Annotated in this window: 20 protein-coding genes; 6 read left to right on the plus strand and 14 right to left on the minus strand. The window is 59.4% G+C overall.

Annotated features, from left to right (window positions below; all coding sequences use genetic code 11):
* Positions 1–122: 122 nt before the first annotated feature.
* Both RLW41_RS14945 and RLW41_RS14950 read right to left on the minus strand, forming a co-directional pair.
* On the minus strand, positions 123–2,294 hold the full coding sequence (locus tag RLW41_RS14945; protein ID WP_414461981.1) for a glycosyltransferase: 2,172 nt from the start codon (positions 2,292–2,294) through the stop codon (positions 123–125).
* A 26-nt stretch (positions 2,295–2,320) separates the two neighbouring features.
* Complete coding sequence (locus RLW41_RS14950) at positions 2,321–2,614, minus strand: hypothetical protein (protein WP_414461982.1); 294 nt, start codon at positions 2,612–2,614, stop codon at positions 2,321–2,323.
* A gap of 469 nt (positions 2,615–3,083) precedes the next feature.
* On the opposite strand from RLW41_RS14950, the gene RLW41_RS14955 reads away from it, so the two are divergent.
* Positions 3,084–3,905, plus strand: coding sequence for a hypothetical protein (locus RLW41_RS14955; protein ID WP_414461983.1), 822 nt, complete (start codon positions 3,084–3,086; stop codon positions 3,903–3,905).
* A gap of 187 nt (positions 3,906–4,092) precedes the next feature.
* Entirely contained in the window at positions 4,093–4,275 is a 183-nt protein-coding gene (locus RLW41_RS14960; protein ID WP_409562446.1) for a hypothetical protein, read from the plus strand.
* A 15-nt stretch (positions 4,276–4,290) separates the two neighbouring features.
* Here RLW41_RS14960 and RLW41_RS14965 read toward each other — a convergent pair whose 3' ends face one another.
* From RLW41_RS14965 to RLW41_RS14995, 7 genes are all read right to left on the minus strand, one after another.
* Positions 4,291–4,962 carry a class I SAM-dependent methyltransferase gene (locus RLW41_RS14965; RefSeq protein ID WP_414461984.1) on the minus strand — a complete coding sequence of 224 codons (672 nt, stop codon included), beginning with the start codon at positions 4,960–4,962 and terminating at the stop codon, positions 4,291–4,293.
* A gap of 7 nt (positions 4,963–4,969) precedes the next feature.
* A complete protein-coding gene (locus tag RLW41_RS14970; protein ID WP_409562448.1) occupies positions 4,970–6,214 on the minus strand; it encodes a DUF3419 family protein in 1,245 nt (414 codons plus the stop codon).
* Positions 6,215–6,262: 48 nt separating this feature from the next.
* A complete protein-coding gene (locus RLW41_RS14975; protein WP_414461985.1) occupies positions 6,263–7,114 on the minus strand; it encodes a UDP-2,3-diacylglucosamine diphosphatase in 852 nt (283 codons plus the stop codon).
* Between the two features lie 227 nt (positions 7,115–7,341).
* A complete protein-coding gene (locus RLW41_RS14980; RefSeq protein ID WP_013946543.1) occupies positions 7,342–7,575 on the minus strand; it encodes a hypothetical protein in 234 nt (77 codons plus the stop codon).
* Between the two features lie 94 nt (positions 7,576–7,669).
* Entirely contained in the window at positions 7,670–8,926 is a 1,257-nt protein-coding gene (locus RLW41_RS14985) for a CCA tRNA nucleotidyltransferase (RefSeq protein ID WP_414461986.1), read from the minus strand.
* A gap of 18 nt (positions 8,927–8,944) precedes the next feature.
* Complete coding sequence (locus tag RLW41_RS14990) at positions 8,945–9,247, minus strand: DUF6111 family protein (RefSeq protein WP_414461987.1); 303 nt, start codon at positions 9,245–9,247, stop codon at positions 8,945–8,947.
* The gene (locus tag RLW41_RS14995) at positions 9,244–9,900 is read right to left on the minus strand and encodes a CoA pyrophosphatase (RefSeq protein WP_414461988.1); all 657 of its coding nucleotides are present in this window, start codon (positions 9,898–9,900) and stop codon (positions 9,244–9,246) included. Before RLW41_RS14995 ends, RLW41_RS14990 begins: the two co-directional genes overlap by 4 nt.
* Positions 9,901–10,035: 135 nt before the next feature.
* Between RLW41_RS14995 and RLW41_RS15000 the strand changes: the two genes are divergently transcribed.
* A complete protein-coding gene (locus tag RLW41_RS15000; RefSeq protein ID WP_414461989.1) occupies positions 10,036–11,265 on the plus strand; it encodes a hypothetical protein in 1,230 nt (409 codons plus the stop codon).
* Positions 11,266–11,301: 36 nt separating this feature from the next.
* Here the strand turns inward: RLW41_RS15000 and RLW41_RS15005 are convergent, their stop codons facing one another.
* The 3 genes from RLW41_RS15005 to hemF all read right to left on the minus strand — a co-directional run bounded on the left by RLW41_RS15005 (position 11,302) and on the right by hemF (position 14,850).
* Positions 11,302–12,366, minus strand: a complete 1,065-nt coding sequence (locus RLW41_RS15005) for an alkene reductase (RefSeq protein WP_414461990.1) — start codon at positions 12,364–12,366, stop codon at positions 11,302–11,304.
* A 167-nt stretch (positions 12,367–12,533) separates the two neighbouring features.
* On the minus strand, positions 12,534–13,703 hold the full coding sequence (locus tag RLW41_RS15010; protein ID WP_414461991.1) for a DUF2235 domain-containing protein: 1,170 nt from the start codon (positions 13,701–13,703) through the stop codon (positions 12,534–12,536).
* 238 nt (positions 13,704–13,941) lie between these two features.
* Positions 13,942–14,850: an oxygen-dependent coproporphyrinogen oxidase gene (hemF, locus tag RLW41_RS15015; protein WP_414461992.1), complete on the minus strand. Its 909-nt coding sequence runs from the start codon at positions 14,848–14,850 to the stop codon at positions 13,942–13,944.
* A gap of 143 nt (positions 14,851–14,993) precedes the next feature.
* Between hemF and RLW41_RS15020 the strand changes: the two genes are divergently transcribed.
* Positions 14,994–16,871: an ABC transporter ATP-binding protein gene (locus tag RLW41_RS15020; RefSeq protein ID WP_414461993.1), complete on the plus strand. Its 1,878-nt coding sequence runs from the start codon at positions 14,994–14,996 to the stop codon at positions 16,869–16,871.
* 8 nt (positions 16,872–16,879) lie between these two features.
* On the opposite strand, the gene RLW41_RS15025 is transcribed toward RLW41_RS15020, so the two are convergent.
* Together RLW41_RS15025 and RLW41_RS15030 are read right to left on the minus strand one after the other, a co-directional pair.
* Positions 16,880–17,521, minus strand: coding sequence for a methyltransferase family protein (locus tag RLW41_RS15025; protein ID WP_414461994.1), 642 nt, complete (start codon positions 17,519–17,521; stop codon positions 16,880–16,882).
* A 77-nt stretch (positions 17,522–17,598) separates the two neighbouring features.
* On the minus strand, positions 17,599–18,069 hold the full coding sequence (locus tag RLW41_RS15030; protein WP_414461995.1) for a tRNA (cytidine(34)-2'-O)-methyltransferase: 471 nt from the start codon (positions 18,067–18,069) through the stop codon (positions 17,599–17,601).
* 233 nt (positions 18,070–18,302) lie between these two features.
* Between RLW41_RS15030 and petA the strand changes: the two genes are divergently transcribed.
* Positions 18,303–18,875, plus strand: a complete 573-nt coding sequence (gene petA / locus RLW41_RS15035; RefSeq protein ID WP_409562459.1) for a ubiquinol-cytochrome c reductase iron-sulfur subunit — start codon at positions 18,303–18,305, stop codon at positions 18,873–18,875.
* A 14-nt stretch (positions 18,876–18,889) separates the two neighbouring features.
* Entirely contained in the window at positions 18,890–20,206 is a 1,317-nt protein-coding gene (locus tag RLW41_RS15040; RefSeq protein ID WP_409562460.1) for a cytochrome b, read from the plus strand.

The raw sequence follows: 20,206 nt of genomic DNA on the forward strand, positions 1-20,206 counted from the left end.
GCTTGCGCCTTCCGACTCTCCTACGTCGAGCCGGCCGGAAGGCGCAGTCGATCCTCGAAAATCAAAGAGCCCCGCAGTGATGCGGGGCTTTTTTGTGCGTCGAAAGCTTGAAAGGGCTTCGTTCAATTCGTTAAAAAGCGGCTCGCGAACCAATTTCCAAGCGAGGCAGACGAAAATTTTTCGAGGCCGTCATATGTTCCGATTACATGGCGTGCGTTTAAAATTTCCTCAGCCAGTTGCTCCGGAGGAATTTCACGATCGACGGCAATCGTGTGATCCGCCAGTGCCGGGTCGATGAGGTTTGTCGATGCAATCGGCTTCTTGCCGACACCGACGAGCTGGGCGAGGACACCCGAGCTTTCGCCATATTGGATCATGCGCAGCTGAACAGCCACATCGACTGCCTTCATCCAACGATGCAATTCGGCGTCGTTCGGAGAGTCAACGATCTCGATGATGTTGCGATCTTCCGGGCTGAGGCAGTTGCACGCATACTCGTTAGCGCGCCAGCCTACGATCGCTAGCCGCGCAGGCCGAGATCTATTTATTTCTCGGACGGCAGCAATGACGCGGTCCGTGCCTTTAATGTTATCTGGAATGCCAAACGTGCCGATGATCAGTTCATCTCGCCTGCGTGAGAACGGCGGGATGGCGTTAGCCTCGATACGATCGATTGTGTGATGGGCGATGTCCACGCGAACATCGAATTCGCAAGCAATATCGTATTCAATCGCCTTCTTGGCACGCTCGGAATTCACAACGATGTGTCTGATGTCGGCCCCGAGTATGAGCGGGCGAATTCCTCTCATGCCTACATCAGGGAACTCGTTATGGGTTGCGCAACTCTTCAGCTGCGCCAGGGGATAGAACATCGAGAACAGCGTACGCATCGTCTCCAGCGATCGGCCGCAGTACCAGAACCAAATATTTTCCAATCGGCCGTCGTGCAGGTAGCCGGTTTTGGCTGCACGACTACCTTTATGGTTCATGAGTGCCTGAAGCACCGGCAAATTGTGATGCGAATTACCGAGTACATAGACAGCGCGGTCGTAGCGTTCGGCCTCATCGAGATCGTCGAACGCGCAGATCGGCCATAACGAAACCTGACGGCCCGCTATCTTCTGTGTCTCGCGTTCACGTAGAGACAAATCTTGCGGTGACGCCACATCCGTGAACAGGTCAAATAGGTCGGCGTCGCCAAAGACCTTGGCTGAATTCGTTGCAATTCCGCTTCGATCGGGTGGGGTGCAGCTGAATACTGCAACACGTCGGCTTTTCGATCCCTTGGGTTGACGATCTGCGACGCGGATACGGAGCAACGTGTCGATCATGGTGCTTGCGGCGCGCGGCCAATTCACCTTGGAAAGTAATTCCCGTCCTGCCGCGATCGAATGGCTTCTCTCGGTTTCGTCATGGATAAGAAGGTCGATGGCCTTGGCCATAGACTGGGGATCGCGAGGATCGAATTGGTGCTCGGGCGGAACGAGTTCCGCCGTAGAGCTTACGTTTGATGCTGCGCAAGGAACACCCGCGGCCAAGCTCTCGAGAACTGGCAATCCGAGGCCTTCATATAACGAAGGAAATACGGTCATGCGGGCAGATTTTACAAGTCTGACGAGATCGTGCTCATCGACAAACCCCGTCATCGAGACGTCGGTCGGCGGCAAGAGAAGATCTTCGATCAATTTATCAAGTCGGGAGCGTGAGGGGTCGTGAATATTTCCGATGATAATGAGCTTTGCTCGAGACTCTGGTCTTATTTTCTTGAATGCAGCGAAACCCGCAATCGCCCCATCGAGGTTTTTGCGGTATTCGTCGCCGCCGACATAAACAACGTTCTCCGTCGGCGGATAGCAATGCGCAGCCGACCATTTCGCAATATCCACGCCGCCGTAAATCACGGTTAGGGCAGTAGGTGCACAGCCTGCATACTTTGCGAAATCGGTTGCAGTCGTGACGCTGTTGCAGAAAGTGTGAGATGAGATTTGTGACGCGATTGTTTCGCCAAGGCGAAATAAATCGTGCAGGTCGGGCCTCGTGCCGAAATAGATATCAGGAAAAATATCTGGGATCAGGTCGTGGCCGATCCCGACAACCGAGCGGCTAATTCTTAGCGCTTGATGTGGCAATAAGAATCCAAGGCGTCCCTCGTGGTTGGCCCAGTTGTCCGGAAAATAGCTCGGCAGGCAGAAAAAATCGAAATGATCTTCGTCTATCGCCGAGAGTTCGTCGATGAAAATTGTCGATTCATCAAGGGCCGTCGCGCCGCGGTCTTCGAGAAGCGAAATCTTCAATCGGCCGTCGACGCGCAGAGCATCAATTAATCCAAATATGTATCGGCCGATACCGCGTTGGCTTTGATGTCGAGCAAATCGAACGTCGAAGAGGAGGCGCATGGGGCAATCCTGGTGACGACGGGATGAAATTTTCTTGTCAATGCCATTAAGCGTACGAATTCGCGCTCCAGCTGCGCATTTCGCGCTAAATTTTCAGCATGCTGTTGGGCATTTTCAAATGAGTGCGAAAACATGGCTACGCGCTTGTCGACTGTCCGCTCGATCTTTTTTGTGAGCGGCTTCAACAACCAACGTCGAAATTTTTTGGTAACCGGCATTTGAAAAACCCCCAAATAATATGCATAACACAGAATATCCGCATAAAGACTAAAATCCCGACGCGCCGAAGGCAAGCGGTTTAGAAAAAAACTGATGCAGTCTGGTGCGCGAGCCACTTGGCGCCGAACGCACGGCGCGTGGCATAGGCGTGAGCAGGGATTTGGATACGGCGGCGCGAACGATCTGGCGGTCTCTGAGAGAATTCCGAGCCTGCTCATGTATGGAACGCTAGCGGCGGACGTCAAAACATCGAGCGGTCTACTCTTCGATGGGTTCATTACAAAACGAGTGACGCCGAAGATATCTTTCAGGAGAGCGGGCGCAGGTCGAGGACGCTGAGTAGGGGCCGCGGTAAGATGCGCGTCCTTCAGCCCGATACAATTTATAGCTGTGCACAATCTGTCGCAGGCGTTTGCGTCGGCTCGAATTGCTGTACTTTATTACTGCGCATTACTGGAAAATTTGAAGATGAGCGTCCGCATGTTCAGTCATGCGCAGGCGAAGCGGAAACTTATTCTCAAAATACTAAGAAAAGGGAAGAAGATGTCGGCCGATATCCTGTCCAAGCTCAAGACCTTACACGACGACGTTCGTGCGCGCATTGAGGCGACGCCGGACTTCAAGGCCATGAAAGCCGTCGAGCGCGCGATCAGCGAGCTCGATGAAATACTTGCAGTGCCTGTTGCCGCCGATAGCGATGCTGTGGAGGCCGCAACGGCCGAGCCAGCCGTAGAAGCGGCAGAATGTGAAGAAGCCGCTCCGGAGGCTGCTGCGGCTGCCGAAGAAGCAATGCCAGAGGAGGCTATCTCAGAAGAAGCGGCGGCTGAGCCGACGGTTGAAGACGTGGTTGAGGCCGCAGTCGTAGAAACAGCGGAGGCCTCGATGGAGGAGCCAGTCGCTGAGGCTGCGCCGGAGGCTCCTGCAGAGGCGGCTGAAGCACCAGTTGAGGCGGCGGCAGAGGAACCCGCAGCCGAAGCTACGGAAACGGCGGAGGCTGCGATCGAAGCATCTGCGGAAGCTGAAGCGCCCGTCGCGGAGGCTGCCGAAGAAGCGGCTCCTGAGGCAGAGGCTGCTGCGCCTGAGGCTCCGGAGGGGGAAGCCGCTCCGGCAGCAGCAGAGGCGGCCGAGGTCGCACCAGCCGAAGAGGCTGCTCCGGAGGCGGACGCCGGCGAAGCTCCGGAAGAAGCGGCAGCGGAAGCGCAAGACGATAAACCCGTTGCGGCGGCCGTCATGCCCAACGGCGCGGCGCATCCGGCCGAAGCACCGGCTGCCACCCCGCCGGCGGAATAAATCGCAATCATGCGATTGTGATAATTACGAAAGCCCTGGTGCTCGCGCTGGGGCTTTTGCGTGCGGTGCGAAGTGTGGAACGCTCGCGCGTGGTTCCCGATTGAGGCTTTGGGAGCGACTGTCACGCCCCTGGATCAAATCCTGGATCAAAGGGGGCCAAACAAAAAAAGCGCAGGGAGGCTTTGTCATGAATGCCGTCGAAATCCATGATCATGCCCGTAAGCTTTACGATGTGCAGGGCGCGAAGGCGCTCGCAGAAGCGGCGCAGATGGTTCGTCGCTATGAAAAGACCGGAGACGAGCGCACGGCAGAAGACTGGCGGCGCATCGAGCTGGCGCTCCGGCAGCTTCTCGGGCCTCGCGTCAGCTAGGTTGCCGACGCGGCGTTACGAAAGCTTCGCACCGATGCAGACGTGGGCTGCATAATCGAAGCGGCCGTGGTGGAAAGCGGCGCTTCGACCACTGCGGCGGGCGACGTCGCGCACGACGTCTTCGAGCTCCTGACGTGGCGTGACGCTGAATTTCGTCAGCCACGCGCGCATGCCGCGTCGCGCCAAGGAGGGCATGGTCGCCATCGTGCCGAAGTCGACGATGTGCAATTCGCCCGTTGGCGAGAGCTGTGAGACGGCGCGGGCGATCACGTCCTGCCAGGGCGGTATCATCGACAGTGCGTATGAAATGAAGATGCGGTCGATGTTGGCGATGCCGAAAAGTTCGGACGCCGAGAACGTCGTGGCATCGGCTTGCGCGATCGTGACGATGTCGCGAAACGGGCTTCGGTCGATCGAGGCGCGCGCCGACTTCAACATTTCTTCGGAAACATCGAGACCGTAGAACTTCGCAAGCGGATAGCGGCGCGCGGCGCGCAGCAGATTGCGGGCCGTGCCGCAGCCGACTTCGAGCACCGTGCCGCCGACCGGAGGCGCAAGCTCGGCGATCATCTGATCGCGGCCGATCAGATAGTAGCGTCGTGTGAAATCATAAATGTAGCGCTGATGGCGATACATGCCATCCATGGCGCTCGCAGCGCTTTCGGTCATTGCGGCGGCGTCGCTCATGATAGGATCAGGCGTTCTTGATGTAGAGGTGGAAGCCGCCGTAGATCGCCGAGCGATCCTTGGCGTGGATCTCAGCGGATTTGGCGGCGTCATAGGTCCACTGGCCGAGCGTCGCGTCGGCGACACGGCCCGGCAGGATGCTTTCCTCGCCGGCGGTGCGGAAGATGACGCGGGCGCCGGGGCGCGCAGTGCGGGTGATTTGATCCCACAGCGCATTCAAGGCTGCGTCGTCCATCCAGTCCTGGGCATCGAGCAGGATATAGCGATCGAGGCTTTCGGCCGGCTCGCCAGAGAGGAAGCGGATCATGTTGTCGTGGACAACCTCGACTCGGTTGGCGCGCGCCTTGACCGCCATGAAGTTCGCTTTTTCGAGATACGGCGGGCAGGGGCCTTCGCCCTGCGTCGCGTAGCTGCGGCCGAAGGCCTGCCAAGCGAAATAGTTGTCTTTCAGATCGAAGCCCGTCGCCAGGCGTTCGGCGCGTTCCTTCAAAACGTCGGCCATCGTGCGAGCGCCGCCGCCGGAAAGCGCGTCATACTGCACCGGCGGAATGCCGAGGCCGAACAGCGACGCCCGGTTTGACGTGATCCAGCGCAAGACAGGATGGCTGAAGGCCGGTCCGATGTCGCGCGCAAAGATCTCGCGCTGCTCTTCGATCGAACGGGCTTCAAGCAGACGCTTCGGTTTGGCGCCGAACACGCGCGCAGCGAGATGGCCTGTCGCGATGAAGCGGCCGAGCAGCCCGAAATGATAGAAATTGCGCGCGAAGCGCGTGATGCGGCGGCGGCCCGTCAGCTCGCGGCCTTCCCAATAGGCGCGGGTATCGGCGTCGAGATGCGGCGCGATGAGATCGTTATAGAGGGCGACGTTGCGGCGGTCATTGGCGGCGCCGAAGAAGCGATAGAACGTGGCATGGTTCGGCAGATGCTGAGCTGCGGCGACCTTCAGCTTGAGCAGCGCGATGTGCGTGGCGTTGAGATCGACGGCATAGATGCGCGCCGGATTGGCCGAGAGGTAGCTCATGACGTTGCAGCCGCCGGAGGCGATGGTCATGATGCGCGTTTGCGGGGTGATCTCCAGCGCTTCCATATCGGCGCGCGGGTCTTCCCAGATCTGCGGGTAGACCATTGAGCGGAAAGCGAAGGTGAAGGTGCGCTCAAGGATACCGGCGAGACTCAGCGCACGGTTCTGATGCACAGCTTCGCTCAGAAGATCGATGCTCGTCGGTTCGAGGGCTTTGGCGGTCGCGTTCACGTGGGATACTCCGTTCGCCGGCTCGCTTTTCGTCCGGCATAATTGCCGTTAAGCGGCTTCGATCAACCAGCGGCCGGAAGGCGCCTGCGAGGCGCGCGCGGCCAAATGCTCTTTCCAACGAATGATTTCAAATTGGCCGTCGAAGCGTTCGCCGATGGCGGTGCAGCTTTCGACCCAGTCGCCGCAGTTCATGTAGTGAATGCCGTCGATCTGGCGCGAGTTGGCGTGATGGATGTGGCCGCAAATGAGGCCCTGCGCATCGCGCCGCTTGGCTTCGCCTGCCAACGCTTCCTCGAATTCGCCGATGTAGTTCACGGCGCTTTTCACTTTGTGCTTCAGGAAGGCCGACAGCGACCAATGACCGAGGCCGAACATGCGACGCGCAAAGTTCAGCGGTACGTTAAGCGCGAGAGCTGCGTCATAGGACCGGTCGCCGAGAAATGCGAGCCAGCGGGCGTAACGCACGACGACGTCGAATTCATCACCGTGCAAAATGAGATAGCGCTTGCCGTCGGCGGCTTCATGAATGGCATCGCGGCGGATTTCGACGCCGCCGAAGTTCATGCCGGTATAGTCGCGCAGGCCGTCATCGTGGTTGCCCGGAATGTAGACGACGCGGGTGCCTTTACGCGCCTTGCGCAGAAGCTTTTGTAAAACGTCGTTGTGGCTCTGCGGCCAATAAGGACCGCGGCGGACTTTCCAGAAATCGACGATATCGCCGACGAGGTAGAGGTTCTGGCATTCGACGTATTTCAGAAAGTCGAGAAGAGCAGTCGATTGGCAATTGCGCATTCCGAGGTGAATGTCGGAAATAAAAACGGTTCGGTAGTTCAATTCCGGATTTGGTGCGCTCAAGGTCGGCCCCCAGTCAGTGCGCTTCCCATAAATGCGTCTATGCATTTCATGTAAAACGTAGGACGGGATTCATGTAACAGGCGTATGACGAACGCCTGCGGCCGGTGGCGTCGAGTGTAAGAAATCGCAGCTATTTATGGGTTTACCAACAGCCCGAGACGGCGCGCGCGAGAGATGCCGGCGGTTTCGATCGCCGCAAAAGTGTCATATGGCGAATATGCGACACACTGATGATTGCGCTGCCATCCACGCGACGGCAGCGCAATTTCGTATCAGTATTCGATGCGCTGAAAGATATGCTCCCAGGCGTAGAGCAGAATGGTGTCGACAGCGCCAACAAGAAGAAACGCCAGCGCGATCGGTGATGTCGAATTTTCGGGAAGTCCCATATCGACGCCCCTCGTCGATACGGCCAATGCTGCAGTCAGACTGAGAAGAGCGAGAACGGCGAAGACGATTTGAACGAACTTGAGCGAACGCTCACGCTCACGGCCGATGCTGTCCATCAGGGTGTCTCCTCAACGCGATACAAATGGGTGAACCCCGGAGAGAGACTTTAGTCGGAGCATAAGCAAAGGTGAAGTGAAATTTAATGATTTGTTAAGTAACAGCTTCGCGCGCCAGCTCTTTAAGCGCTCTGCTTTGACGTTCAGCATCGGCGGGAAAATTCTCTGAGATCCACCAGCGCTCGAAGGCACTAAGGATGCTGCCGACTTTCGGACCTGGTTGAATGCCGAGCGCAAGGACGTCGTTCCCAGTGAAGGGCATGACCGGAATTTTCCAGCGATCGGCGAGCAATGCGCGGGCGCGCCAGCGCGGATCGGTGCAGGGGGCACCAGATTGCGCCCAGGCAAGGCGGACGGCGCGCGCGAAGGCATCGGCACCGAGCCTGTAAAGTGCAGCCTGTGCAATCGCTTCGGACGTTTCCGGGGCGATACCTGGATCGCCTGCGGATGCGCTTGTGAGACGCTCGGCTTCGGCATTCGAGAGCCGAAGCTCGCGGCCAAGAAAGGCTGCGTCTTCCGCATTGTTGACGGCAAGCGCGGCAAGGCGCGCGAGCGCATCGGGTGGCTCGCCCAGTGCGGCTTCGATCGCAATGAAGCGCGCAAAGCGGTCGGGTTCGAGGCGAGTCCTGACGACAAGCTGAAGGATGCCGCTTTTTTCCATGGCGTTGACGACATCGACAGCATTCAGCGCTGCGAGCAGTTTCAGCATTTCGGCGCGGACGCGCTCAGCGGAGAGCAGCGATAGTCCTTCTTTCAAGGCATTTGCTGCGGCCAGTCCTGCGGGATCGAGCTGGCCCTTTCCGTATTCGGCGCTGAAACGGAAGAAGCGCAGAATGCGCAGGTAATCCTCGCGGATGCGTGCCTCGGCATCGCCGATGAAGCGGATGCGACGTTGGCGCAGATCATCGAGGCCGCCGACGAAATCGTAGACGATGCCGTCGGCCGAACAATAAAGCGCGTTGATCGTGAAGTCGCGGCGGGCGGCGTCTTCTTCCCAGGAGTTGGTGAAGGTGACGACGGCATGGCGGCCGTCCGTCTCGACGTCGCGGCGCAACGTCGTCACTTCGAAGGATCGCTTTTCAGCGACAACGGTGACGGTGCCGTGGTCTATGCCAGTCGGATATGCGCCAAGACCGGCATCGGCGGCGAGGCGCATGACCTCGGCGGGGAGGGCCGTTGTCGCGATGTCGACATCCTTGACGGGGCGATTGATCATCGCGTTGCGCACGGCGCCGCCGACGATGCGGGCTTCGGCGCCGCCGGCAGAAAGCGCGGCGAAGACTTTTGCAAGCGCCGGGGCTCGTAGCCATTCGGCACTCATGCGGGTCGATTTGATGGCTGTTTCAGTCATGCCGTTTCAGTCCTGCAATCACGGCTTTGCCGTCGGGGGCGGCGTTTTCGTCTCGTGAATGCTGCGCGCCGGTTCGAGCTTCCCGTCGACGACGGAGGCGGGCACATAGACATCGTCGGGGCTGTTATAGGTGCGGGACGAAAACACGACGAGCGTCGCGAGCATCACGGCAGCGCCGGCAAAGAAGAGACGGATCAAGGGGGCGCGGCTCAAGACCGTCATCACGCCAGGCCATTCATCTTCGGAGAATGCGATCCAGGCGATGTAGAGGAACGTCGGCAGCAGGAAGAAAAAAATATTCTCGATAACGATGCGGATCATGTGCTGAACAGTCTCCGATAGAGCGTGCGGATTATTCCCGCTGTCGCGCCCCATATATAGCGTTCACCGTAAGGCATCGCATAGAACCTGCGTTCTGCACCGCGCCAGACGCGGCTGTGGATCTCGTGATTGGCTTCGTTCATCAAAAAGGCGAACGGAACCTCGAAAACGTCAGCGACTTCGTCGGGATTGGCTGTAAGCCTGAAGCCCGGCCGCACGAGCGCGACCGAGGGCGTGATGATGTAGCCCGTGCCGGTGCGATAAGGCGAGAGATAGCCGACTGGCTCGATGAATGCCGCATCGAGGTTAATCTCTTCGCGCGTCTCCCGCAGCGCAGCAGCGAGAGGCGTCGCGTCTTGTTGCTCGACTTTCCCGCCGGGGAAGGCGATTTGTCCGGCGTGCGAGGGCAAATGGTCCGTTCGTGCCGTCAGCAGCACGGTCAGAGGCGCGCGGGCGACGATGGGCACCAGGACGGCTGCGTGGCGCAGGCCAGCGGAAAATGGACCGAGGCCGGGGTTCAAGTCATCGTCGCCAGGTGACTGTGGTTCATCCAGTTCAGGCGGGCTCGCTAGCAGCCGCGCACGTGCCAGGCGCTCGAAATCGGCAGCCTCGATATCCGGCGTTGCCATATTGGAGGCAGAAAGCGGGTTCATTTCGCAACCTGGCAGAAATTGAAGCGTGACCGTCCTGGGGTGGCCGGGGGCGGCTGAATCACGCTATTTTTGATTCGTCGTTTTAGCTTGCGTCGTGTTTAGGAGCAGATGGGACTGCGTGTGGCTTACTTACGTATGACATCGCCGTTTCGGAAGCAGGGCATTTCGGCGCCCGCCCTGGCGCTCGCGCTGGTTTGCCTCATGGTGCCGATGGCGGCGCCGCGCGCAACCGCAATGTCGACCATCGATTTTCTGACGTCGCTGTCCGATAGCGAGATAGAAGCCTTTCAAGTCTGGAAAACGGCGCGGCAGAATTTCGAAGAGAAGCTCGATGCCTACTGGGATGCAGTCGAGCAGAAGCGAACTCTTCGCAAGCGTAAACGCGCAAAGGATATACCGTTCTCGGCAAACGACTACGTGATGAGCTTTCCGCCGAAGTATCAAGGGCCGTCGCTGTCAGGTTCGCTCGCGTCGAAATATGGCCGCTTCCTTGATGCGCAGCGGGAGGCCAACCCGTCGTCAAGCCGGGAACTGGCAACCATTCCCGACTACCTTGCGGCCGCGAAGCGCGTCTACAACTTCGTGCCGGAACGCGTGACGGAAAAAGAGTTCAAGCTGCGCTATGCGTCTGAGGCTGCGGCCCTCGGTCTGTCGAAGGAGCAGGTGGTGCGTGTCTACGCGCTCGAAACCGGTGGCGTCGGCACCTACGATACGCAGGCCGGAATTCATCCGATCAAGAAGACAGGCCGCGCCATTTCCAGCGCCATCGGCTATGGCCAGCTTCTCGATGCCAATTCGATCAACGAGCTGGCGCGCAGCGGGCCGACATTCATTCGGCTGCTGACGGCGAGATATCATGATCCGCGCAATTCGCCGGCTCGAAAAGCGCTGCTGCGGCACAAGCTGGTTGTGCTGAAGAAGATGTACGCGAACGTTAAGCATCAGCCGTTCGAATGGCATGTGCAGCAGGCCTATGCCAAGACGCAGGCCGGCATGGGTATTCACACTCTGAATATCGACGGTGACATTGGACCGATGCTGCAGGCGATGAAGCTCAAGACGCTGCAGGATTTGGCCGCCAAGAATGGACGGCGTTCGCTGTCGGGCGCCGAGCTCGAGTTGATGAATCTCGCGGGGCCTGTCACGGGGCTCGAAATGATGGACGGAGCGGGATCACGCGCGCCCACGTCGAATTTTTTTTCACGGCGGGCTTATTACGTGAACAAGATGGTGAAGGGTTTGACCGGCTCGCAGCTTCAGGCTGAACTCGACCGGCGTATGACGCACGCGCTGACGACACCCGGTTCATTGGAATTCGCGAACGCCTTCGACGCAGTCGAGGCGCGGCGGGAGGCCGAGCGCTGAGCGCACGGCCTCGCCGTTCGTCACGCACAAGTGCCGTTACGCGTTTTGCGATTCAAGTGCGGGATAGTCGGTGTAACCCTTTTCCGTACCGCCATAGAACGAGTCCGGATCAGGCGGATTCAACGGCGCATCGAGCTTGAAGCGCAGCGGCAGGTCGGGATTGGCAATGAATGTTTTGCCAAAGGCCACGGCGTCGACCGTTCCGGCTTCGATGGCAGCCTGCGCCGTCTCCTTGGTGAATTTCTCATTGCCAATGAAGACGCCGCCGAAACGCTTCTTCAATTCGGGGCTAATCGAGTCTGGGCCCTGGTATTCACGCGTGCAGATGAAGGCGATCTTGCGTTTGCCGACTTCCGTTGCGACGTAGCCAAACGTTTCGAGCGGATTGCTGTCACCCATGTCGTGGGAATCGCAGCGCGGCGCCAAGTGCAGGCCGACGCGATCCGCGCCCCAGACTTCAATGCATGCGTCGACCACTTCGAGCATGAGGCGGGCACGATTTTCGATCGGTCCGCCATATTGATCGGTGCGCTTGTTGGTGCTGTCCTGCAGGAACTGATCGAGCAGATAGCCGTTGGCACCGTGAACCTCGACGCCATCGAAGCCCGCGCGTTTGGCGTTTTCGGCACCGCGACGGTATTCGGCGACGACACTGGGAATTTCGTTCAGTTCCAGAGCACGCGGGGTGACGAATTCTTTTTTGGGGCGCACGAGGCTGACGTGACCTTTCGGTGCGATGGCGCTGGGTGCAACGGGGAGCTTTCCGTGGAGGTAGATCGGATCGGAGATGCGTCCAACGTGCCAGAGTTGCAGCAGGATGGTTCCGCCGGCTGCGTGAACCGCATCGGTGATTTTCTTCCAGCCCGCGACCTGCTCTTCCGACCAGATGCCGGGCGTGTCGGGATAGCCGACGCCCATCGGGGTCACGGAGGTGGCTTCGGTTAGCATCAAGCCTGCCGAGGCGCGCTGGACGTAATATTCACGCATCATATCATTTGGCACACGGCCAGCGCTGGCGCGGCAGCGCGTGAGCGGAGCGAGGACGACGCGATTCTTCAGCGAGAATGCGCCTGCTTTGAGCGGATCGAACAGAGTTGTCATGGGAAGTCCCGAAGTTTGCCGGCGAGGAACAGTCGAGATGGTGTCTATAGTTCGATAGAACTGAACTGGTGAACATGTGGCACGATCTATCTGGCGGACAACTGCGGCTTTCGACCGCCCCAGGTAGTGGAAGAGCCAATGTTCTTGTTTTGGCTTCCTGCCGGCCGTCACGCGGCCCTGTCGCTTGCTGCGCCGGGGATTGTTTCGACACCAGATTCATCAGGCCCGGTAGCGGCTCGCTGTGCAAGGGCGGCCGGTTCATAAGTGATATCCCGGACGGTGCCGTTGCAGGCTTCTTTCACGGTTCGTCCGAGACGCAAAAGCACGCTCTCGTGGATTTTTTCGTTGAGCGAAATCAGGTCGCGTCCGATTTTGCCGGTGCGCCGTTTGCTGGTTAATGGCTGATCTTCGAGACTCTGCTGGATCGCACGGTTTGCGGGCATCAATCGGCTGAAGGCGTATGGCCAGCCGGTTGCGGACGCATGCTGCAAGCCAAGGTGATCAGGTTTGCTGTCTCGGCGCAGCTTATCGATGTCGATGGCGAGGCTCGTCTTGGCCTGAATGCGTTCGGCCATCCAGAGCAGTGCGATGTCCGAGAGAGCAGTTTCCGGCCAACCACCTCCGACGTCGGCGTGCGTACCAGCGAACCACATCTGCTCGACGTGCTGGCGCGATGGCAATCGGCCATCTTCGGGATAGGTCAGGAGCGTCGGGCGGAATGGACTTCGCGCTTCGTCGATCGACAGCGCATGCAGCGTGACGTCGATGGTGTCGTGCAGGCGCATGTCGTGATAATCGAATTTGCGGCTCAGCCAGCCCCAAGATCGATACGGATTGCCGACATTGCCGACGGTGTCCCAGAGGCCGAGACAGCGAATGCGAACCGGGTAATGACAGGCAGCGCCGATCTCGGCGACGGCGTCGAAGTTACGTTTGCGCTCGGGCTGGCGATATATGCGCCAAGCGTCGTCGATTAAAAAATTGCTGCCCTTCTCCGCGAGGCCGAACAGCGTGATGAAACTCGCGAGGCTGCGGGCTTCGTAAGCGCCGCGTGAAAATCCGAAGAGATAGATCTCATCGCCCGGCTCGTAGGCGTTGCAGAGAAACTGATAGGCCGCCTTGATGCGGTCGCCGATCTCAAAGCCGAGCGCGCCCTTGAGAAAGGCCAAGCCGTGATCTTGCGACGAGGCAATTCCAACGACATAGCGGACGAGTTGGCGGACGGCTCGATTGTCTTCGTAAAGGACCGCGCGGCTGAGCTTGGCGACGTTCGTCAGCAGTGACGCGTCGTCATCATCGTTCCAGGTGCCGTCGAGCGCGCAGACGAGCCGTTTCATCCTGCCGTGCTCCCGAAGGCCTCCACTGCCGAGACGAGGCATTCGCCCCGCTTTGCTCTCGGCGCGCATAAGGCCCGAGGGTTAGATCGCTCGGAGGTTATACGGACGCGTGCGGAAGGGTAAACCCATCGCGGCAGGAAACGCGGCGACGGACGTGTTCAGGAATGGCGAAACGGCCACAATAAACGGAATCTGTCATCCTCGGGCCCAAGCCCGAGGATGACGTCATGTTTGTAAATCAGGGCCACTTCACCACGGGCGGCATCGAAGACAGGATCGACTCGGTGTTGCCGCCGGTTTTCAGACCGAACGTCGTGCCGCGGTCGTAGAGCAGATTGTATTCGACGTAGCGGCCACGGCGGATCAATTGCTCTTCGCGCTGCGCGTCCGAGTACGGCATTGTGTAATTGCCACGCACCAGCATCGGGTAGACGCTGTGGAATGCGCGTCCGACATCCTGGGTGAAAGCGAAGGCTGCATCCCAACCGCCTTCGGCATCGGAAGGCGTCAGATAATCGTAGAAAATACCGCCGACGCCGCGCGGTTCATTCCGGTGCGGGAGGAAAAAGTACTCATCGCACCAGTTTTTGAGCTTGGTGTAATCGACGATCGCGTGATTGGCGCAGGCGCCGTACATGGCGGCATGAAAAGCGAGCGTATCGGCATCCGACTGCGTGCGGCGCTTGTCGAGCACCGGCGTCAGGTCGGCACCGCCGCCGAACCACCACTTGTTCGTCACGATCATGCGCGTGTTCATATGAACCGCAGGCACGTTGGGGTTGATTGGGTGGCCGATGAGCGAAATGCCCGACGCCCAGAACTCAGGGTTTTCTTCGGCGCCGGGAATTTGTTTGCGGAACTCCGGGGCAAATTCGCCGTAAACCGTGGATGTGTGCACGCCGACTTTCTCGAAAACGCGGCCATGCATGAGGCTCATCACGCCGCCGCCGGCATCAGGTTCACCGGCTTTGGCGCGATTCCAGGGCGTGCGGACGAAGGTGCCCGGCGCGTCTTTTCCGTGTGGAGCGTGTTCGGGAAGGCTTGTTTCCAGCTTCTCGAACGCTGTGCAGATGTCGTCACGCAGTTTTTCAAACCACGCACGCGCGGTGGCTTTTTTCTGCTCTAGTGGCATTTCAGGGGCGTTCATGGATTTATCTGAGCTATGTCTTGTTTTTGACCGAAAAGACCCTTAGCTCCAACCGACATCAACGATCAACATCCGGTCGCCGTCGCCAGTCGGATCTAGCCCGACTTTGCGAGCAGGCGCCGCTTTCGTCATTGCGATAGATCATGTTGCGCCGACTTATGAGCTGGGGTGAGACCCGCATCAAGCCGTTCGACGAGCGCGCGATCGTGCGCCCGCCCGATACACTGTGGGCTTTCTATTGGTTTTTTATCAAGCCTCTTTGGCCGTTTTTCGTGCTGCTGCTGATCGCTGGCTGCCTGGGCTCGACCATCGAAGTGGCGTTGATGGGTTTTATCGGTGCGATCGTCGACAAAATGCGGACGCATGGCGATCCGGCGACGTTCGTTTCGACCTACGGGTGGATGCTGGCGGGCATGGCGTTCGTGGCGCTGGTGCTGCGGCCGGTCATCTCGACGGCGCACGACTTCATCAAGAACCAGATGCTCTCTGCGGGCTGCACGACGCGCATTCGGTGGCAGACGCATCGCTATGTGCTGCGGCAGAGCCTCGGTTTCTTCCAGAACGATTTCGCGGGCCGCGTCGCCAACAAGATCATGCAGACGGGCACATCGCTGCGTGAAAGCGTCGTCCAGCTGATCGACGCACTGTGGTATGCGAGCGTGCAGTTCATCGGTTCGGCGCTGCTGTTTGCGGCGTCCGATTGGCGGCTGACCATTCCGCTGATCGCTTGGCTCGTCGCTTACGTCGTGGCGCTGCGCTATTTTGTGCCGCGCATCAAGGCGCGCTCGACAGAAGCATCGGAAGCTCGTTCGATGCTCGTCGGCCGCATTGTCGACAGCTATACGAACATCATGACCGTGAAGCTCTTCGCGCATGCCGAGCGCGAGGATATCTATGCGCGCGAGGCGCTGACCGAGCAGATGACGAAGTGGCAGGCGTCTCTGCGTCTCATCACCGGCATGGAAATCACGCTCTATTCGCTCAACGGCCTGCTGCTCGTTGCGACAACGGGAACGGCGATCTGGCTGTGGACGCTGCATCACGTCTCGGTCGGCGACATCGCGGTCGTCGGCGGTCTTGTCATTCGCATCGTGACGATGTCGGGCTGGGTGATGTGGACGATTGCGGACGTGTTCGAGAACATCGGCGTCGTGCATGAAGGCATGGAGACGATCTCGCGGCCAAACCTGCTCGTCGATGCGCCGGATGCGAAGCCGGTCGTCGTGCCGTGCGGAGAAATCCGCTTCGATCACATTCATTTCCACTACGGAGCGGGACGTGCGTCTGCAGAAGATGCGCCGCCGCGCGTGATCGAGGATCTTTCGCTAAAGGTACGGCCGGGCGAGAAGGTTGGTCTGGTCGGGCGCTCCGGCGCTGGCAAGTCGACGCTCGTCAATCTGCTGCTGCGGTTCTATGACCTCGAAGGCGGCCGTATTCTGATCGATGGGCAGGACATCTCGCGCGTCACGCAGGACAGCCTGCGCGCGGAAATCGGGATGGTGACGCAAGACACGTCGCTATTGCACCGGTCGGTGCGCGACAACATCCTCTATGGCCGACTCGATGCCACGGACGAGGACGTGATCGCCGCGGCAAAGCAGGCCGAGGCGCACGATTTCATCATGGATCTCGAAGACCTCAAGGGCCGCAAGGGTTACGACGCGCATGTCGGCGAGCGCGGCGTGAAGCTTTCGGGCGGTCAGCGGCAGCGTATCGCGATTGCGCGCGTACTGCTGAAGAACGCGCCGATCCTGGTGCTCGACGAGGCGACGAGTGCGCTTGATTCAGAGGTCGAGTCTGCGATCCAGTCGAGCTTCGAGAAGCTGATGGACGGCAAAACCGTGATTGCGATCGCACACCGGCTTTCGACCATTGCGGCGATGGACCGGCTGGTCGTGATGGAAGACGGCCGGATTGTCGAAGAAGGTTCGCATGCGGATCTTCTGAAGCGCGGCGGTCTTTATGCCCAGCTGTGGCTGCGCCAGTCCGGCGGCTTCCTCGCACGCGAGGCGGCGGAGTAATTCCGCCGCTAACGCTTGCTACGTTGGCTGCTGGCGAGAGCGGGAACTTTGTGCGCCAAAAAGGCCTGAAGCTCGCTCGCTGCGTGGCGGATATTGAAGAAGCGCGGCACGTCTTTCTTGTAGTCGAGATAGGGGCGGCCGTAACGGGCTTCGAGCCATGGCTCTTCCGTTCGCGCCATCATGGCGTAAACAATGACGAGTGCTGCGGCGAGAAGCGTGGCGTCCCATGACCAAGCCGCTAATCCGAGTGCCGTGAAAGCGAGAATGGCCGTCGCGTATTGCGGATTGCGGGTCCAGCGATAGACGCCGGTCGTCTCAAGGCCGCTCGCCTGACAGTAGGTTGCCTTTCGGCCGAGCGACCACAGCGTATAAATATAAGCGACGCCCGCAATGAACGCGACGGCAGCGAGCGCGATGCGGAACGGCGCTAACGGTCCGGACAGCGTTGTCAGGAAACGCTCAGCCGCGAGGATCAGGACCGAGACGTTTAACGTCCGAAAAAGCGTCCAGAAGGCAAAGCTTTTTGCTGACCCGACCGGGGGCGCGGGCCAAATCCGCCAAGCGGCGTTGATCCCGCCGGCCAGCATTCCCGCAATCAACAGAAGCGCCGAGGCGACGCCGGCAATGATCAGAATGAAGTCGATCGGCATGCGATTCTGCGACGTGTCGGTGCGATCCGACAGATTTGCAGCATTCGCGTGTCACGCGTGCGACAGGGCGGGAAGCGTCAGGCTGCGGGAAAGCCGTGCGTCTGCCGCAGCGCTTCGCCGAGCACGATGGCGGCGGCAACGGCAACGTTCAACGATCTGAGACCAGGTCGCATCGGTATGATGATGCGTGCATCGGCTTGGTCGTGGACGGCATCGGGAACGCCGGCGCTTTCGCGGCCAAGCAGCAGCGTATCGTTCGGCGCGAAAGTGAAGTCGCAATGCGTCGATGTCGCCTTCGTTGTAAGAAGGACGAGACGCCCCAGCGTTTCGGCGGAAGCGCGTCGTGTGGTCATGAAGGCGTCGAAGCTCACGTGCCGTGTGAGATCGACGAAAGGCAAGTAATCGAGCGCGGCGCGTTTCAAGGAGCGATCGCTCATGTCGAAGCCGGTCGGGCCGATGACGTCGACGGGCACGCCAAAGCAGGCTCCGAGGCGAAGGATCGTTCCGGTGTTCTGAGCAATATCGGGTTGATAGAGGGCGAGGCGCATCCGGGGTGTCTGAGGGATCTCAGAGATTCGTGTCTACTGCGACATGTGCGCCAAATTGCCCCTCACTTTTTGTCGCGCTTTCCGATTGATAGCGGCATCAAACGCTGTCAAAACATCCAACTAGGGAAGAAATGAACGAACTGGAGACCAAAAAATAGGCAATCGGTGGCGGGCACTGTCCTGTGCAACCGGTGAAGCCTCTGGCTCTGGTTCCCCAATGCGGGAGGCGTGCGTTGAGCACAGATGCCTTGGAGCCGCACCGCCGGGATTTCCTGGTGGTTGCTGGAAACGCGTTCGCTGCTGTCGGCGCCGCGTCGCTTCTTTGGCCTTTCATTCAGCAGATGAACCCCGACGCCAGCACGATGGCGCTGTCGTCGGTGGAGGTCGATCTTGCTCCGGTGAAAGAAGGGCAGGCGATCACAGCGATGTGGCGAGGCAAGCCGATCTTCATCCGCAATCGGACGAAGGCGGAGATCGAATCGGCGCTGGCGGTGCCTGTGAAGGATCTGCCCGATCCGCTGGCGCGGAACGAGGATCTGCCGACAGACGATCCTGCAACAGATGCCAACCGCACCAAGGCCGGGCACGAGAACTGGATCATCATCATCGGCATTTGCACGCATCTGGGCTGCATTCCGAAGGGCCAAGCCCTTGGCGACGAGCGTGGGGAGTTCGGTGGATGGTTCTGCCCATGCCACGGCTCTCAATACGATACCTCCGGACGCATTCGTAAGGGACCGGCACCGCGCAATATGGAAGTGCCGCCCTATGCGTTCACGACCGCAACAAAAATCAAAATCGGTTAGGGGGGAGAGAGCATATGGGAGCCCGAACCTCGAATTACGTGGCCGAAACGCGGTGGGGCAAGTGGCTCGACGAGCGCCTACCGATCGGCCGCTTCGTGAACAACAGCTTTATCGACTATCCGACGCCGCGGAACCTCAATTACCTGTGGACCTTCGGCGGTATCCTGACGCTGATTCTCTTTGGGCAGATCGCGACGGGGGTCGTGCTGGCGATGCACTATCAGCCGAGCGCGACAGGTGCATTCAACTCCATTGAGCAGATCCGGCGCGACGTGAACTATGGCTGGATGCTGCGTAATTTCCATGCTGTCGGCGCATCGATGTTCTTTTTCGCCGTCTACATCCATATCTTCCGGGGCTTCTATTACGGCTCGTATAAGGCGCCGCGCGAAGTGCTGTGGATTCTTGGCGTGTTGATCATGCTGCTGATGATGGCGACGGCGTTCATGGGCTACACGCTGCCATGGGGGCAGATGAGCTTCTGGGGCGTGACGGTCATCACCAACCTCTTTTCCGCGCTCGATACGATCGTCAATGGGCTCGGGACGGCGGTCGTCGAATGGCTGTGGGGCGGCTATGCAGTCTCGGGCGTGACGCTCAATCGTTTCTTCTCGCTGCACTACCTGTTGCCATTCGTGCTGGCGGGCGTCGTCGGGCTGCACATCTGGGCGTTGCACGTCGTCGGGCAGAACAATCCGACGGGTCTCGATCTCAAGGAGCCGACCGACTGCGTGCCGATGCACCCTTATGCAACGTCGAAGGACGCGGTCGGGATTTTCGCTTTCCTTCTGCTTTACGCGTGGTTCGTTTTTTTCGTGCCGGACTATCTGGGGCACGCCGACAATTACATCGAAGCGAACCCGCTGGTGACGCCGCCGCATATCGTGCCGGAATGGTATTTCCTGCCGTTTTACGCAATCCTGCGCGCCTTCACGAGCTCGTTCCTCGGCATTCCGCTCGGGCAGTATGCTAAGCTTTGCGGCGTCGTAGCGATGTTCTCTGCCGTGATCATCATCGCGTTCGCGCCGTGGCTCGATACGTCGCGTATCCGGTCGAATAAATACCGGCCGATCTTCAAGTGGTTCTTCTGGTTCTTCGTCTTCACGTGCGTGGCTCTTGGCTATCTTGGGTCGAAACCGGCGGAAGGCGTGTATGTGGTCGCCGCACAGATCTTCACTGTCTGCTACTTCCTGTTCTTCCTCGTCGCGATGCCGATCGTCGGCCTTATCGAGACGCCGCGAAGGCTGCCGCGCTCGATCACGGAATCGGTGCTCGGCAAGGGCGGCGCGGGGTTGCCGTCGGGTGCCGCTGCCGCACCTGAGACGCGGTGA

Origin of the sequence: Hyphomicrobium sp. DY-1 (assembly GCF_047497105.1) — a bacterium.
Classification (GTDB): domain Bacteria; phylum Pseudomonadota; class Alphaproteobacteria; order Rhizobiales; family Hyphomicrobiaceae; genus Hyphomicrobium_B.